This window comes from Psychrobacter sp. Ps6 (genome assembly GCF_022129235.1).
In the GTDB taxonomy this organism is placed as follows: domain Bacteria; phylum Pseudomonadota; class Gammaproteobacteria; order Pseudomonadales; family Moraxellaceae; genus Psychrobacter.
This window is the reverse complement of sequence record NZ_JADQAI010000005.1, coordinates 61,502-78,169: the sequence shown is the minus strand read 5'-3', so window position 1 is coordinate 78,169 and position 16,668 is coordinate 61,502. Positions and strand designations below refer to the sequence as shown.

Annotated in this window: 9 protein-coding genes and 1 pseudogene; 5 read left to right on the top strand and 5 right to left on the bottom strand. The window is 44.3% G+C overall.

The genetic code is table 11. The features are described 5' to 3' along the window. Window positions 1-60: 60 nt before the first annotated feature. Window positions 61-3,933, top strand: a complete 3,873-nt coding sequence (locus I3255_RS07510; RefSeq protein WP_238038270.1) for an AAA family ATPase — start codon at window positions 61-63, stop codon at window positions 3,931-3,933. A 135-nt stretch (window positions 3,934-4,068) separates the two neighbouring features. On the opposite strand, the gene I3255_RS07505 is transcribed toward I3255_RS07510, so the two are convergent. Together I3255_RS07505 and I3255_RS07500 are read right to left on the bottom strand one after the other, a co-directional pair. Beyond that, window positions 4,069-8,913, bottom strand: a complete 4,845-nt coding sequence (locus I3255_RS07505; protein WP_238038269.1) for an NAD-glutamate dehydrogenase — start codon at window positions 8,911-8,913, stop codon at window positions 4,069-4,071. A gap of 65 nt (window positions 8,914-8,978) precedes the next feature. Further along, window positions 8,979-9,194 (bottom strand): hypothetical protein, encoded by a 216-nt coding sequence (locus tag I3255_RS07500; RefSeq protein WP_238038268.1) that lies wholly within the window; start codon window positions 9,192-9,194, stop codon window positions 8,979-8,981. Window positions 9,195-9,369: 175 nt separating this feature from the next. On the opposite strand from I3255_RS07500, the gene purD reads away from it, so the two are divergent. Continuing rightward, window positions 9,370-10,680, top strand: a complete 1,311-nt coding sequence (gene purD / locus I3255_RS07495; RefSeq protein ID WP_238038419.1) for a phosphoribosylamine--glycine ligase — start codon at window positions 9,370-9,372, stop codon at window positions 10,678-10,680. A 391-nt stretch (window positions 10,681-11,071) separates the two neighbouring features. Beyond that, window positions 11,072-12,466 carry an AarF/ABC1/UbiB kinase family protein gene (locus I3255_RS07490; RefSeq protein WP_238038267.1) on the top strand — a complete coding sequence of 465 codons (1,395 nt, stop codon included), beginning with the start codon at window positions 11,072-11,074 and terminating at the stop codon, window positions 12,464-12,466. Between the two features lie 157 nt (window positions 12,467-12,623). Here the strand turns inward: I3255_RS07490 and I3255_RS07485 are convergent, their stop codons facing one another. Beyond that, window positions 12,624-13,280, bottom strand: a complete 657-nt coding sequence (locus I3255_RS07485; RefSeq protein ID WP_238038266.1) for a DUF938 domain-containing protein — start codon at window positions 13,278-13,280, stop codon at window positions 12,624-12,626. Window positions 13,281-13,462: 182 nt separating this feature from the next. On the opposite strand from I3255_RS07485, the gene I3255_RS07480 reads away from it, so the two are divergent. Beyond that, a complete protein-coding gene (locus I3255_RS07480; protein WP_238038265.1) occupies window positions 13,463-13,654 on the top strand; it encodes a DNA gyrase inhibitor YacG in 192 nt (63 codons plus the stop codon). A 41-nt stretch (window positions 13,655-13,695) separates the two neighbouring features. Next, window positions 13,696-14,877, top strand: a complete 1,182-nt coding sequence (locus I3255_RS07475; protein ID WP_238038264.1) for an aspartate aminotransferase family protein — start codon at window positions 13,696-13,698, stop codon at window positions 14,875-14,877. A 108-nt stretch (window positions 14,878-14,985) separates the two neighbouring features. Here I3255_RS07475 and I3255_RS07470 read toward each other — a convergent pair whose 3' ends face one another. Both I3255_RS07470 and I3255_RS07465 read right to left on the bottom strand, forming a co-directional pair. Beyond that, on the bottom strand, window positions 14,986-15,885 hold the full coding sequence (locus I3255_RS07470; RefSeq protein ID WP_238038263.1) for a LysR family transcriptional regulator: 900 nt from the start codon (window positions 15,883-15,885) through the stop codon (window positions 14,986-14,988). 234 nt (window positions 15,886-16,119) lie between these two features. Beyond that, a pseudogene (locus I3255_RS07465) lies at window positions 16,120-16,668 on the bottom strand (DNA polymerase III subunit gamma/tau); the annotation flags it as partial.

The window sequence follows — 16,668 nt, the reverse complement described above, 5'->3', positions numbered from 1 at the left end:
CCCATGCCTTTTTTGTTCCATTTCTACCTTTGCTGCGACCACCAATCATAAGACTGACTCATGCGCCTAATCGAACTTCGACTCAAAAACCTCAACTCCCTTAAAGGCGAGTGGCATATTAACTTTGCTGATAGCGCCTTTATCGACGAGGGTATTTTTGCCATCACAGGACAGACTGGCGCTGGCAAGACCACCATTTTGGATGCCATCTGCTTAGCGTTATATAGCTATACGCCAAGACTGGGTAAAATAACAGGGGCTTATAATGAAATAATGACTCAAGGCACTGGAGAGTGTTTTGCAGAAGTCGTGATTGAGGTTAATTCGAAAAAATATAGATGTTCATGGTATCAACATCGTGCCCATAAAAAGGCAAAAGGTAACTTGTTGCCTATCAAACATGAGATCAGTGATGTTGACACAGGCAAAATCCTAGAAGATGGGAAGAGTAAAACTGCTCCTTACATACAAAATTTACTAGGTATGGATTTTGATCAATTTACTCGTTCTATCATGCTCGCTCAAGGAAGCTTTGCTGCCTTTTTAAAATCAGATTCTGACAAGAGAGGTGCTATTTTAGAAAAAATAACAGGTACGAGTATTTATGGCACTATATCTTTAGGTGTTCACGAAAAACATCGTATTGAAAAAGAAATACTCAGCAAATTGCAATACGGCCTAGACGGCTTAGCGCTGTTAGATGTCGATGAAGAAAATCAGTTACAGCATGAGCTGCAATCTCATCAAGACAGTCACCGCACGCAGCAACAAAGCATTGAAGATTTGGCCAAAAAGATACAGTGGCTCGATAGTGTCACAGCATCCAAAGAAAAAATGTGTGTTTATCAACACGATCTTGAGCAAGCACAAAAAGCTGAGCAAGACTTTATCCCCGATGCCAAGCGTCTGACAGCGGCCAGTCAGGCATTGGAGATTGACAGTCAGTTTATCAACCTGACGAATGCGCGTACGCAGCACCAGCAAATGCAAACTGACGCAAAGCAGCTAGATGAGCTATTACCAAAACAACAGACTGCGGTAGAGCAAGCTAAGGGATATCTTGACAAGGCCATTACTAACGTACACATCGCCGACGATGCCTTACAAACCGCGCTACCCACTATTAAAAAAGCCCGAGACTTGGATATTGATATTGCCCAGCAAGACCATATCTTGCGTGAGATGCAACGTCACCATGACACCCTGACGACAGAAATTACTGATGCAAAGACTGCATTAGACGAAAAACTGCAATACCGCAGCAGCAAGCAAGCCAATTTAGATAAGCTCACTAAGCAGCTAGCGAGTACCGCGCATTTGGTGCAATTAGATGGCGACATTGCTAACTTTGACAGCGATTGCCGCCGTCTAAAAGATGTAATACAGCAAAATGCAGCGCTTTCGCAAGACCAGATGCGCAAAACACGTGAATTAGAAGAAGACAAAATCGCACTGGCAGCACAACAGCAGCGCCAACAAGCACATGATGATAAAAATAAAGCAGCCCAAGAGCGATTAACCGCACTGCAAACCGCTCAAAGTGATCTCATGCAAACTCAGTCGATCACGCAGATGCGTGCGGTGCAAACACAGATAGACAGCACCAGTCAGCAGCTTGAAAAGCTAGGCTTTCATGACCAGCAGCGCCGTGTCTTGAACGTGCAAATCACGCAGATTGCACGTCGCATCGAGCAGTTGAGTAGTGAGATTAGTGGCTATGATGATATTTTGATCAGCAAAAAAGCCACGCTTCAAAATACGCAAGAAAAACGCCAAGACAAAGCAAATCAGCTGCAACTACAACAAAAAGTCGCCGCGCTAGAGAGTCATATTGCTAATCTGCAAGAGGGTCACCCCTGCCCGCTGTGCGGTGCGCTGGAGCATCCATATAGCGAGCAGCATCCACACCTTGTGCCCGATAGCGACAGTGCCGAGCTGGCGGAGTCTATTCGCACGTTGGATAAAGTCATTGCCGAGCTGAATGACAGCATCACGGCCCAACAAATTGAGCAGGCAAGCAAACGAAGTACGCTTGAGAGTAAAAACAGTCAGCATACCGAACTCACGACGCGAATACAGCAGCACGATACCGCCATCACGGAACTGCTGCATGTTGTCAGCCAGCAGATGGAGAATAAAGACACTGCCGACAGTATGATCACCACATTGCTAAAACCGTTATTGGCGCTAGGTAGTGATGATGACCTCGAGTCAGCGCTTACTGACAGTATAGATAAGTTAAATCAGTATAGAGCAGACATCACAGATACTTTAGAACGCTATGACAGCTACGCCGAAGAGTTAGCGCGTGTGCGTGAGACATTAGAGGCCGCAGCACAAGATCAGCAAACGCTGGCAAGTGACATCTCTGAGCAAAAATCTAAGATTACCATCAGTGAAAATACGATAAGCACGATTCATGGACAGCTTGCCGCAAATTTTGTCGAGCTAAAAACACTCATCACTGGCATTTTACAGTGTATCGCCACGTATGCTGCCAGCAATTATCCGACAGAGGCGCTTAGCACCCTACAGCGTGCACCCGAGTACTTACAGCCGCTCGCGGACAGCATTGAGCAGCAATCCGTGCTGAGCAATGCAGAATACGACCATCATCTTGAAGCGCTACGTGAGCAGCGCCGCGCACTGTTACAACTAAAGGGTACCTTTACTGAAGATAAAGACCAGCAGCAAGCACTACAGACTGACCTTGCGTCTATAAAGACGCAAATACAAAGCCAAGAAAAGAATCTGGATAAAGACATTGCCAAGATTCGTCAATTGATACAAACGCTGGATAAGCAAAAAGACGCCTTAACTCAGCTACAAAGCGCACGCGCTCAACTCTTTGCCGCGACCGACCTTGACGCCGCTGAACAATCGCTTAGAGACACTTTAGAACAAGCAAAAACCGATCATGCTACGGCTCAAAGACAGCTGGATAACGAGACGTATAATTTGCAACAGCTCATCCAGCAGCAAGAGACCTTAGCCGAGCGTATCAAAGACGCCGCGCAGACTTTAGAGATACAACAGAACACCTTTCAAGATGCGCTGGCGGGTTCTGATTTTTCTGATGAGGCGGCATTTTTGGCAGCGCGCCTGCCATTTGATGAGCGCAGTCGTCTAAAAACAATACAGAGTCGTATTGATAATACCCTACAGCAGGCACAATCGGCGGTGGCGAGCCTTGAGAGTGAGCTTAACAACTTGCAGTCAGCACCGCCGACAACAGACGATAGAGAGACACTTGTCCAGCAGCAACAGCAAGCTCAAGAGGACTCTAATGCACGCGTTGAGGCGATTGGTGCCATCAGCCAACAGCTACGAGACAATAAGGAGAAAAAACACACTCAGCAAGCGCAGATTGATGCCATCAATACTCAAAAAGACAAGCTACAAGTGTGGCAGCAACTGCACAAGCTGATTGGCTCAGCTGATGGCAAAAAGTACCGCACCTTCGCCCAAGGTCTGACCTTTGATCTGATGATCACTCACGCTAATACGCAACTGCAAAAAATGAGTGATCGCTATTTATTGGCACGTGATGATGACAGTCCGCTTGAGTTGAACGTCATTGACAATTATCAAGGCGGCGAGATACGCAGCACCAAAAACCTCTCAGGTGGTGAAGGGTTTATTATTAGCCTTGCTCTGGCATTGGGGCTATCACAAATGGCCAGCCAAAATATTCGCGTAGACTCGCTATTTTTGGATGAAGGTTTTGGTACCTTGGATGAAGAGTCTTTGGATATTGCGCTTGATACGCTGACCAATTTGCAGCAAGAAGGCAAATTAATCGGAGTGATATCCCATGTACAGGCGCTAAAAGATCGTATCTTAACCCAAATTAAGGTCGAAAAGCTCTCGGGCGGATTTAGCCGAATTAGTGGTCAAGGATGTCACAAAGTTGTCAGTGAAAAAGCATCATAATTTAAGCTAGTCAGTTTGCTACTCTCTACTCTACTTTCGATTAAACGATTTTGCTTAGACAATAAAAAACCACCGAACATCAAGAACGGTGGTTTTTTTGAACATACAGATATTTATTTCTTACTGAGTAACTAATTATTTAGTGACTAAACCACTCAGCTCACTCATCAATACTGACAACGTTGACAGACCAATTTGACCTTCTTCATCGTTGCTATGCAGCTCATCTAACTTATTCATCTCTGTCGTGACTGCTGCCAGCTGATCGACGTGTCTTGCTCTCCATTCACTAAATGCTTGTTTGGCATCTGGTTTAGACAGTACCGCATCCATTAGTAGGCGCAAGCTGCGTGACAACTCGTTCACTAACGCATGGCGTGCACGGCGATCCCAGTAATCTTGCTGCGGTAAGTTGGCAATATTGTCCATCATCCAATCTAACTGCAACACTTGATAGGCTTCAAAGTATAGGGTTGCAATCTCATCAACAGGACGCTCATACTGCTCAGCCAGCAATGCAGCATCCAGCGCATCGACATGGTACGGTAGCATTGCAAATAAAGTAGCATCGTTGTCAGACAGATCTTTTTGCATCAAACGCTCGGTGTCTTCTTGCAGATACTGTGCAAACTGCTGCTCGATAAAACCACTTGGCTTAGTCAGCTTTTCAACACTTTCACTAAAGCGGCTAATCATATCAGCAACTTGCAAGTTTTGACCGAAGGCGTTGATGAACCAGACCACACCGCGCTCAAGCGCATCACGTAAACGTAGCTCAAGATTCAGCAGTAGTGTTGCTTCAACCTGATTATCTAATGCTTCCAATGCTTGCCAAGCGCGTGATACGTTGAATACATCACGGCTAATCGCATAACCACGTACGATAGTCGCTAGTGATTGGTCGGTTTCCTCAAAGAGACGGAATAGCGCTTCAATACCTAAGCGGTTGACCACACTGTTGGTCAAGTAAGTGCTGATAATTTCACGATGCAAGCGGTGCTCAGTCATCTCGTCAAAGAAGCGTGACGCAAGCTCATCTGGGAAGTATTTACGTAGCTCGTTAATGAAGTACGGATCATCTGGTAAATCAGATGATAACAGATTGTCATAGACCCACATTTTGCCATAAGCCAAGACGACTGCGAGCTCAGGGTTGGTTAGACCGGTATCTGCTTTTTGACGCTTCGCAATTTCTTCGTCTGATGGTAGATACTCAATCGCACGATCCAGGCGCCCTTCACTCTCTAACATTTGGATGAAGCGCTGATGATCACTTAGATTGGCTGCGGCGCGAATATGGCTCAGCTCAATGGCTTGTGGTTGCAAGTAGTTTTGACGTAGTACCAATTCTGCTACGGTGTCAGTCATACTCTCAAGCAATTCATTACGCTGCTTCAGCGTCATGTCGCCTTGCTCGACCACTTTGCCAAGTAAGATTTTGATATTGACTTCATGATCCGAGCAGTTTACACCGCCTGAGTTATCGATGGCATCTGTATATATGCGTCCGCCCGTTTGAGCATATTCGATACGACCTTGCTGGGTTAGACCTAAGTTACCACCTTCACCAACGACGGCTGCACGTAACTCATTACCATCGATACGTAACGAATCATTCGCACGATCGCCAACATCGGCATGAGTCTCGTTCGCACTTTTGACATAAGTACCGATACCACCATTCCAGATGAGATCGACAGGCGCACGTAGCAATGCGCTAATCAAATCATTCGGTGCAAGGCTGTCTGCACTGATATCAAAGAGCGATTTCATCTCAGGACTGATAGCGATGGTTTTGTCTTGGCGTGAGAATATACCACCACCTTGACTGATCAATGACGCTTCATAATCTGCCCATGAGGAGCGTGGCAGTTCAAATAAGCGTGCACGCTCAGCGTATGAGGCCGCCGTATCTGGATTAGGATCAATAAAAATATGCAAATGGTTAAAGGCAGCAACGAGCTTAGTATGCGTTGAGAGCAGCATACCATTACCAAATACATCACCACTCATGTCACCAATACCAACAACGGTGAAGTCATCACGGTTTTGAATGTCCATACCGCGCATGCGGAAGTGACGTTTGACCGATTCCCAGCCACCGCGCGCCGTGATACCCATTGCTTTATGGTCATACCCTACTGAACCACCTGAGGCAAAGGCATCATCCAGCCAGAAGTTGTACTCTGCTGCTAGCGCGTTGGCGATATCAGAGAAAGTCGCTGTGCCTTTATCTGCTGCGACAACCAAGTACGGATCATCTTCATCATGACGTACTGTGTTGGCTGGCGGGACAATATTGCCATCGACAATGTTGTCTGTGACATCAAGCATACCGCGTAAGAACGTTTGGTAGCAGGCAATGCCTTCTGCTTGGAACGCTTCTCGACCATCAGCCATGCTTTTGGTTTTGACAATAAAGCCGCCTTTAGAGCCAACAGGAACGATTACTGCGTTTTTGACCATCTGTGCTTTGACAAGGCCAAGTACTTCAGTACGGAAATCTTCCATACGGTCTGACCAGCGCAGACCACCACGGGCGACTTTACCACCACGTAGATGCACCGCTTCAACGCGGGGTGAATACACAAATATTTCAAACATTGGCTTTGGTTTAGGCAAGTTTGGAATGTCTGCTGCCAAGAACTTAAACGACAAACGATCTTTACGCTGACCGTCGCTATCCACTTGATAGAAGTTGGTACGTACCATCGCATTAATCAAATCTAAGTACCAGCGCAAGATACGATCTTCATCTAGGCTATCAACATCTGCTAATGCAGCAGTGATTTGCTCTTGAATAGTAGCAGCCTTTTCTTGGCGCTCTTCTTCGCTATACTTAGGATTCATGCGCGCATCAAACAAGCTGCCCAATGCCACACTGATATCACTGTTCTTGACCACAGTTTGCTGAATATAAGCACTAGAGAATGGCGCACGGGCTTGCAGCATATAGCGAGACAATGCACGCAATACGACGACATCGTAAGTATCGAGCTTGGTCGTTAGTACCAATTCATTGAACGAATCACTCTCAACACGGCCTGCCCAGATCTGCTTAAGGCTGTCTTCGAACTGACCACGCACGACTTGCATATTGACCGTATCGACATGCTCTAGCGTCAATTCGTACTCTTGCATCCAGATAGGCTGCTCTGGCAAATCAAACTCATAAGTTTGTGCTGAGATAACCGATACACCAAAGTTTTCAAGTATTGGTAGCACTTTTGATAAGATAACAGGCTGCTCGCGACCGTATAGCTTTAGGTGAAGTTGGTTACGTGCATCGCCTGTCGACTGGTATAAATGCCAAAGCATTGGATTTTCTGCGGTCAATCCAGCCAGACGCTTCGTATCTTCGACTGCGGTACGTGCATCAAAACGCTCTTGATACGCAGCAGGAATATAGTCTAAAAAGCGACGATTTAAGGCGTTGGCTTGTTGCTCACCCACATTATCAAGCAGCATTTTTTGATAGTTATCATCCCATGATTGCATAAGTGCTGACAACTTGGCTTCAAGTGTCGCGATATTGACGTCATTCACCTGACCTGGCACTGTGCGCACATGGACATGAACGCGGGCGTGCGCAGATTCATTGAATTCAGTGGTAAAGCCTGAAGACATACCGTTGTAAGCATCTTTTAGAACGTTTTGTACTTTGATGCGTAGCTCAGTGTTGAACTTATCACGTGGAATATAAACTAAGCACGACACAAAACGCTGGTAATGGTCGATACGGCTAAATAAGCGTAAGCTCTTTTTGTCTTGTAATTGGCTAATACCTGAGACAATTGGGTACAGCTCTTCGACGCTGGCTTGGAACAGATCATCACGTGGCAATGTATTAATCACATGCATCAATTTATGATGGGCATGACCATCACGTGGCAATTCTGCCATAGCCATAATCTTGTTGGCCTTTTCGCGTAATAGCGGTATTTGCTGTACGGTAAGCTGATACGCTTGTGATGTCAGCAAGCCGATAAAGCGATATTCACCGATCAATTTACCATTATCATCGAACTTATGGATGCCCAAAAAGTCCATATATACCGAGCGATGTATCGGAGACACGCGGCTTGATTTAGATAGCATCAACACGCGCGGCTCAGTCAATAATTGTTTTAGCCCTTTAGGCAGTTGATTGAAGCTTTCTGACAGCTTGTCTTCTTCTGAACCGCGCAATAGACCAAGACCGCTATTACCAATGGCAAATAAATCTAAATTAGTAGGTTCGGTGACTTCGATTTCATGACCGCCTTCTAAGCGGTACTCGCGATAACCTAAGAAGATAAAGTGATCGTCTAATATCCAATCTAAAAATGCTTGGATTTCTTGTTGTGAGTAGAACACTTCTGGCAGTGGTTTGTTAGACAGCTCAGCCTTAATGTCATTTAACTGCGCACGCATTTGTTTCCAGTCACCAACGACGGTATCAAGCGTGTCAATTTTAGACATGAGCAGTTGTTGTAATGCAGCCAAGTTTTCATTATCTTGATAAGCGATTTCACAATGAATCAACGACATATGAGAAGTGGCACTTTCATGTGCGCCTTCAACATAAGTAATCTGGCCGTCCTCATCGCGTTTAACACTCACGATGATATTGTAAGTACGATGCACATCGATACCTTCAGCTTCAAGGCTCATCAAGATCGTATCGACTAAAAATGGTCTATCATATGCCACGATCTGAATGACCGTGTGTGAGCTATGAAAGTGCTGCTCTTCTGCTAAGGGATTCAATACTGCCAGTTGTGGTTTGCTGCAATCGTAGGCTTTGAGCAATGTAAAGTGATGTAGCGCCATGCCCGCCAAGTCAGCATTACTAATCGCCTCTGCAGTTTCTTGATGCAGCGGCTCATAGTAGCTATGGATAAAATGATCAAATAGCGATTTGTCTTTTTGTACATAACTGGTAGCAATATCGCTTATCTGGCTAATGCGCTCTTTTGCGATACTGAGGGAGTTTGGCATTGTCCTTCGTCCTTTTTATAGGTTTGGTTTATCTATTTATGTTTATCAATCTGTATTAATTACCGTCATTGCATATGGGGCTTTGTAACTTGTGATGCAATGGCAATATATCCAGTCACGCGACTTATTCTTTTATTATGACGTCTAAAGATTTTCTCCTTTTTTACTCTTATTTTTATGAATATGTAGCCATCAGGATTTAATACCATCAATATAGTGAAGTTTAACGCACCTGCGGCGCGAGCTAAAGCGTACAACATCATTTCATGAATCAGCGTCATGTCGATAACCTTTGCTAATGAGACAATGATGTTTAATGCCATAATATTCAAGATTAGGTGCTGGCGAGCGGATACTCATAGTAATTAATACTGTTTTTTTGTTAGAATATGCCGATATATCTACGAGCGTACGAATAGCTCATTATTAACTTTAATGCTAAGGGCAAGAGGTATGATGAATATTTTGGTGATTGGTTCAGGTGGTCGTGAACACGCGCTGGCATGGCAGTGTGCAAAAGATGACAATGTCAAAAATGTCTATATCGCTCCTGGTAATGCTGGCACGGCCCTTGAACCTAAATGCCAAAACGTTGTCCTAACGTCTACTGATGCCGACGAGCACAGCGCTGTTATCGAATTTTGCCAAAGTAATGACATCGATATGGTCATCGTTGGGCCAGAAGCACCTTTGGTCACTGGTATCGTTGATGCGTGCCGTGATGCTGGTATCAAAGCATGGGGGCCAACAGCCTACTGCGCTCAATTAGAAGGTTCGAAAACCTTTGCCAAAGAGTTCATGGAACAAAACAATATTCCAACGGCGGCTTATCAAGGATTTATAGACGCTACTGCTGCCAAAGCTTATGTTGATGAGCAAGGCGCGCCAATCGTTATCAAAGCTGACGGGCTTGCTGCTGGTAAAGGCGTCATCGTTGCTGAGACTATCGAGCAAGCGCATGAAGCGATTGACGATATGCTAGCGGATAATAAATTCGGTGATGCTGGCAGTCGTGTAGTCATCGAGCAGTTCTTGCAAGGCGAAGAAGCCAGCTTCATTTGCATGATTGATGGTGACAATATCTTGCCAATGGCGACCAGCCAAGATCACAAACGTGCTTTTGAAGGGGATACGGGTCCTAACACTGGCGGTATGGGTGCTTATTCACCTGCGCCAGTCGTGACCAAAGACGTTCATGACAAAGTCATAGAGCAAGTCATTCAGCCAGTAGTTGATGCGATGAAAGAGGCAGGTCATCCTTATACTGGATTTTTATATGCTGGTCTGATGATTGATAAAGCAGGTGACCCTTATGTTATCGAATTCAACTGCCGCTTTGGTGATCCAGAGACGCAGCCTATCTTAATGCGCCTGCAGTCATCAATGGTAGACTTGGTCACCCAAGGACTAGACGGTCAATTGCCTAGCGAAGCCAAATGGGACAACCGCCCTGCCCTAGGTATCGTAGTTGCGTCGAAAGGCTATCCTGAAACATCATCGAAAGGCGATGTGATTGCTGGCTTGCCAGAGCTGGATACTACAAACGATAATGCGGTTAAAGTATTTCATGCTGGTACGGCATTCTCGAACGACAATGAGAACGAAGTTGTGACTAATGGCGGTCGTGTATTGTGCGTGACTGCTTTAGCAAATAATATTTCTGAAGCTCAGCAAGCAGCACTAGCAGTCACTGCTGCGATTAGCTTTGATGGTGCGCAGTATCGCCGTGATATCGGGCATCATGCCATTGCTCGTGAAAATGCTTAATGAATTAACGCTTGTCAGATAATGTGAGTTTTTCACTCCATATATCTGACTAAGCAAATACGACTGATACGCTATACATTATTTGACCTAGCATCATGCATGCTAGGTCTTATTTTTTGATATTCATTTTTATATCTATTTTTGATGAAATACTCATAAAAGATGAGATGGCGGCTTAACGACAGACCAGACATGAGCACAACTCTCAACATTAAATCGGCAAAATATCACGCAACTATTTTGACTTACAAAGTAACTATCAACAGCCTGTGTGCGCTCATAAAACCCATGCACTTTATATGATACAATTTTATACCCGTGCATCACATCTCCCTTGTATTGTAGGTCTCGAACCCGCAAATCAATACCAACTGGATGAATGATTATATTTATGGCAAATGATACGTCTAAACCTTCTAACAATAAGCAATCAATCGATAGTCTAAAAACCTCAGGGTTTGATCGCCGCATGTCGATTGCTAAAACCTCCTTAAATATTGGTCGTCGTTGGGCGGGTAATAGTGTGTCTGGCATGTTTTTGAATAAAGAAGCACGGACCGCACGTAACCAAGCATTTATGGAAGCTCAAGCGAGTTATTTGGCATCAGAGCTTGGTAAGTTGAAAGGTTCAGTTGTCAAGATTGGTCAAATGCTGGCCATCTATGGTGAACATATATTGCCACCAGAGATTACGCGTGCCTTGCAAACGCTCAATGATGATACGGCGACGTTGACTTGGCCGACAATTGAGCAAACATTGCGCCAGCTATTGGGTGAAAAACTGAATGAGCTTGATATTGACCCTGTCCCTATCGGAACGGCTTCTCTTGCCCAAGTCCATCGGGCGACAGTATTAGCAACTGGTGAACAAGTCGTATTGAAGATTCAGTATCCGGGGGTGGCCGATGCCATCAACTCTGATCTCGCCCTGTTTAAGCGACTACTAAAGGTAAGTAATATCGTTCCTCAAACGCGCGCGCTTGATGCTTGGTTTGAGGAAATACGTGACCTACTCCACCATGAAGTCGATTATGAAGCGGAAGCAGCAACAACAGAACGCTTCTATGATCGTTTAAGCAATGATTCACGTTATATCGTACCTAAAATTAATCGTACTTACTCAAAAAAACGTCTGCTATGTATGTCATACGAGCCAGGTATCACTGTCGTGTCTGAAGCACTACAGCTGTTGCCTAAAGAGCGCCGTAGTGCGATTGGTCAAGCCGCCATTGAAATTATGATGCAAGAGATTTTTGTTTGGGGCGAAATGCAGACAGACCCTAATTTTGGTAACTATTTAGTTCGAGTTAGTGAAAATGCAGACGATATCGATAAACTTGTTCTGTTAGATTTTGGTGCTATTCGTCAGTTTGATAGTAATTTGCTTACGATTGCTCGTGGATTATTGAGGGCAGGATATCACCATAACCATCAGGCGATGACTCTAGCCATGACGGGTTATGATTTCTTCGATAGTATGAGTGATAAAGTACGCTCTGATATTGCCTCATTGTTCCTATTGGCTACCGAGCCGTTCAGTGATCCTGAGAAAAACGATGACATCCCTACAGATTGTTTGGATGAGCAAAATCGCTATATTTGGGCCAATAGTAAACTGCATTCACGCTTGTCCGCTAAAGCTACTCGTGCGATGCAATCTTTTGAGTTCAATCTTCCTCCAAAAGAATTTATGTTTATTAGCCGTAAATTTATTGGCGCATATACCTTTTTAACGGTACTTGACGCCCATACCAACCCTAATACTTTGGTAAAACCTTATTTATAGTTTTCAATAGTGTGAAATTTTGGCCGCCCTTCAGTGACGGCTTTTTTTGATCTAGATTTTTTTGTTTAGGCTATTTCATATTTAATCTTCTTATTACATTGTAACGATATACTTCTAGTTGTATTTTTAGCTGCTTAGGCTATTTTTTTATCCATCATTAAGCTTGCCAATTATCAAACCTTGTTTTATACCATTTCGGCTTACGGATGCTTAGCTCCCAGCATACCTCTTGCCTCGCTAGATACTTCACTTCAAAATGCGTACGCTGGCTGTCGACAGGCACTCGGTAGCGAGTATTTGGCAGGCACCAGAGCTTAGCTGCTTGATGCTCTGCGTTATCCATATAGGATTCAATATTGGTGACCAGTATTATCTCTCCCCCTACTTGCAAGCGAGATAACAGAAACTCAAAAAAGGGCATATTTAGCCATTGCTGATTGGGATTATGCTGTTCAGGGTTGGGATAAAGAATAAATATTTTAGCCACACTATTGGGTTTTAGCGCATGCACCGTCCAAGCAATCGCATCTGCATGGATCGCATTTAGGTTCGGTAGGTCTTGTAGTGTAGCCAGCTTTGAGAAAGCATCAAACTTATTGCGTGTGCGCTCAATGGCGATCAAATGCTTATCAGGATTTTGCACGGCAAAGCTAAGTGCGTGCTTGCCCTTCCCTGCTCCAATCTCCAAGATTAACGGCATTTCGTCTTTATTATCACTGATGATTATTGGAATAATAAAGTCGCGCGGTGCGGAGAGTCGTTGTGGTTGAAAGGCACGCGCTTGCTGATGCGTGAACTCGATATTGTCTGTCATCTACTATCCTTAAAGCATTTGTCTTTTGTCATTATTCTGCCCCATGCTATTATATAGCCAATCTAATTGAATAGTAATATAACGATAGCCAGTACTCCTCAATTCATCACAATTTATATGATAATAAATAACTATCGTGCGCAAATGATACTAATAACATCAAGGATACACCCACCTTTATTATGACTGACTCTAATACCAACACTGCACCCAAAACCTACCCTTGCCCACGTTGTGGCACTCAAACTGCTTGGCAAGACAACAAATATAAGCCGTTTTGTAGTAGTCGCTGTAAGCTGATTGACTTAGGTGCTTGGGCAAATGAAGACTACACGTTACCTGCAGAAACCACACCTTTCTCTGACGAGCTATAACCTACCCCTTTACTCAATTTATTATACCAAGGATGTTTTACATGTCTGCTACTTACCTAATGCCCACTTATAATCGTCAACCTATCAGCTTTACCCGCGGTGCAGGCAGTTGGCTCTATACAAAAGACGATACGCCATACTTAGATGCCTTAACTGGTATCGCGGTATGTGGACTAGGACATTGCCATCCACAAGTGACCAACGCTATTCAACAGCAAGCAGCGACCTTGGTTCATACCAGCAACCTGTTCGGTATTGACTGGCAAGAGCGTGCAGGAGAGATACTATGTACGGCAGCCCAGATGGATAGTGTGTTTTTTGCCAATAGTGGCGCTGAAGCAAATGAAGCCGCATTAAAACTTGCACGCCTGTATGCGTCGCAACAAGGCTTTACACGTCCAAAAGTCATCGTGATGGAGCAGTCATTTCACGGCCGTACATTGCTATCACTATCGGCCACTGCTAACCCAAAAGCCCGCGAAGGGTTTTATACATTAGATGACGACTTTATCCGTGTGCCATTTGGCGACATTGCAGCGGTAAAGCAAGCGGCGTTAGACCATGAGGACATCTGCGCCATTTTTGTAGAGCCGATCCAAGGTGAAGGTGGTCTTAATACTGCGGCCAATGGCTTTACTTATCTCGAAGAGCTACAAGCAGAATGCGATGCTCATAACTGGCTGTTTATGCTTGATGAGGTGCAAACAGGTAATGGTCGTACTGGTAAATATTTTGCTTATCAGCATAGCAATGCGCGCCCTGATGTATTGACGACCGCCAAAGGCTTAGGTAACGGTTTCCCAGTCGGTGCTTGTATGGTACGTGGCCGTGCTAATGGTTTGTTTGGTGCAGGGAGCCATGGCTCTACTTACGGTGGTACGCCATTAGCCAGTCGCGTGGTACATAGCGTATACGATGTACTTGCAAATAGCGACATCATGGAGAATGCGGTGACGGAAGGATTATTCATCCGAGAAAGCCTCGTCAATGCATTAGGACAGTATGGTGTGAGCAGTCGCGGTGCTGGTATGATGATCGGTATTGCACTGCCAGAAGACATGGACTGTAGCCAATTGGTAGATCGTGCTCGTGATGAGCAAAAACTCATCATCAATGTGACAGGTGGCCATGTGGTACGTTTGCTACCACCGCTCAATATGAGCCGTGATGAAAGCACACAAGTCGCTGAACGCTTGATCAACTTATTAAAGCCAACATTCTAAAGCTTGCTTGAATATATAGCATGTAATAAAAAAGCCTATGGATAACGATATCCATAGGCTTTTTACTGACCGATTATTGAAATAACCAATATCTAGTCTAAACGGTACTTAGTTTGCATGAAAATATTTCTTCAGTACTTCTAGGCAACGAGTGATTTTAGCTGGTTGTTGATCGCGGTTTAAAGTAACGGCATATAGTACAAAGCTTGGCAGCTGATAACCAGTCAATACCTCTACCAACTCTCCGCTCTCAAGCTCTTTTTTGATGTCCATTTCCATCATTCTAACCAGACCATGACCTTCTTTAGCTAAGGTTGTCGCCATAAAGACATTGTTGGTATAGATACGTGAGTTCATTTTTACACGCGTTTTTTTATTTGTCTCTGTCTGAATCATATCAATCTGATTGGCATCTTTCATGATTTCAATACAGATTAATTGATGGTCAGCCAGTTCTTTAGGCGTGTTCAGCTTAGGATGCTGACGCAAGTACTGAGGTGAGGCAACAAGTAACTGGCGCACATCTGTGAGCGGATGGCTGCTTAGGCTTGCGTCATTAATCGATGGACTCATGCGAATCGCAATGTCGATACGCTCGTCAATCATATCGATATAATGATTGTCAGCGAGATAAGTAACACTCAGATCATCATGTGCAGCCATCCATGTAGAGAGCGCTGGCAATATATGATTTACGCCAAGCTCAGGCGTCGTCGACACCCGTAGGCTACCTGCTAGCTCATCACGCAATTGATTAACTTTGATTCGACCTTGCTCAGCCGCGCTGACCACATCTTTTGCAGACTCATAAAAGCTCTCACCAGCTTCTGTCAAGCTTAGCTTACGAGTTGAGCGATGTAGTAGCACAACGCCAAGCTCATTCTCTAGTGAACGAATTTGCTGACTGACTGCACTCGTTGTAATACCAAGCTCACGAGCTGAGCCACTAAAAGAACCATGTCCGACCACACTGGCGAACACAGCCATACCGCGTAAATTATCCAACATATTCTCACCTAAACTTCATTTCAGTTTTTAATATAACTTAACCCATTATAACGAATTTTAATTTATATTATCGTTACTTAATATTTTTCTCTTACTCGAGAAAGCCCATTTAACCCGCAATAAAAACAAAAATATCAAGGCGATAGTGTGATATCACCTTGATATTTTATATAAAACTACGTTTAAAACCTATCTATATTTTTAAATAATTTTAACAACAGCTTTTTTTAAAACTTAATATAATTGTACTTTACCCATCTTTCCTTCACCACGTTCAGTCAAGTACTGCATTACTGGAGTGTGTAGCAATTTCGTCTCAGCAACCGTTTTGGCTTGCTCCAAACGTTTCTGCTGGCGACGCTCCGGTGTTTTGTCATCACTTTGCATAATACTGTTATCAATTTTCAAATCAATTTCTGCACTTGTGAACTGTTGCTGCAGCTTAGCAGCTAACTGCTGAAAAGTAACTTGTAAATGCTTACTATCAACACTGGTCAAAAACGTAGCTTTGCCATTGCATTGACCTATCATTGTACCTTGCCGAGCTAAAGCCAGCTCGTCCTGTGCCAGTACGTTGTCTTCACGAGCAGTTTGTAACCAGTAATCCCATTTTTCTGAATTCCACTCACCCGTCAGCTCTTGAGGCGTACAACGCAGTAAGGTGCGTGGATCTTCATCAAATGATGATATTGATTGAGAATCATTTGCACCAGGCTCAGCAATTGGCTCAGGCTCAGCAATTGGCTCAGGCTCAGCAATTGGCTCAGGCTCAGCAATTGGCTC

Bases quoted from the DNA above. Each gene is read 5' to 3' on its own strand.
- I3255_RS07490 (WP_238038267.1), top strand. From the start codon at position 11,072: ATGGCAAATGATACGTCTAAACCTTCTAACAATAAGCAATCAATCGAT.
- I3255_RS07480 (WP_238038265.1), top strand. From the start codon at position 13,463: ATGACTGACTCTAATACCAACACTGCACCCAAAACCTACCCTTGCCCA.
- I3255_RS07505 (WP_238038269.1), bottom strand. From the start codon at position 8,913: ATGCCAAACTCCCTCAGTATCGCAAAAGAGCGCATTAGCCAGATAAGC.
- purD (WP_238038419.1), top strand. From the start codon at position 9,370: ATGAATATTTTGGTGATTGGTTCAGGTGGTCGTGAACACGCGCTGGCA.
- I3255_RS07485 (WP_238038266.1), bottom strand. From the start codon at position 13,280: ATGACAGACAATATCGAGTTCACGCATCAGCAAGCGCGTGCCTTTCAA.
- I3255_RS07470 (WP_238038263.1), bottom strand. From the start codon at position 15,885: ATGTTGGATAATTTACGCGGTATGGCTGTGTTCGCCAGTGTGGTCGGA.
- I3255_RS07510 (WP_238038270.1), top strand. From the start codon at position 61: ATGCGCCTAATCGAACTTCGACTCAAAAACCTCAACTCCCTTAAAGGC.
- I3255_RS07500 (WP_238038268.1), bottom strand. From the start codon at position 9,194: ATGACGCTGATTCATGAAATGATGTTGTACGCTTTAGCTCGCGCCGCA.
- I3255_RS07475 (WP_238038264.1), top strand. From the start codon at position 13,696: ATGTCTGCTACTTACCTAATGCCCACTTATAATCGTCAACCTATCAGC.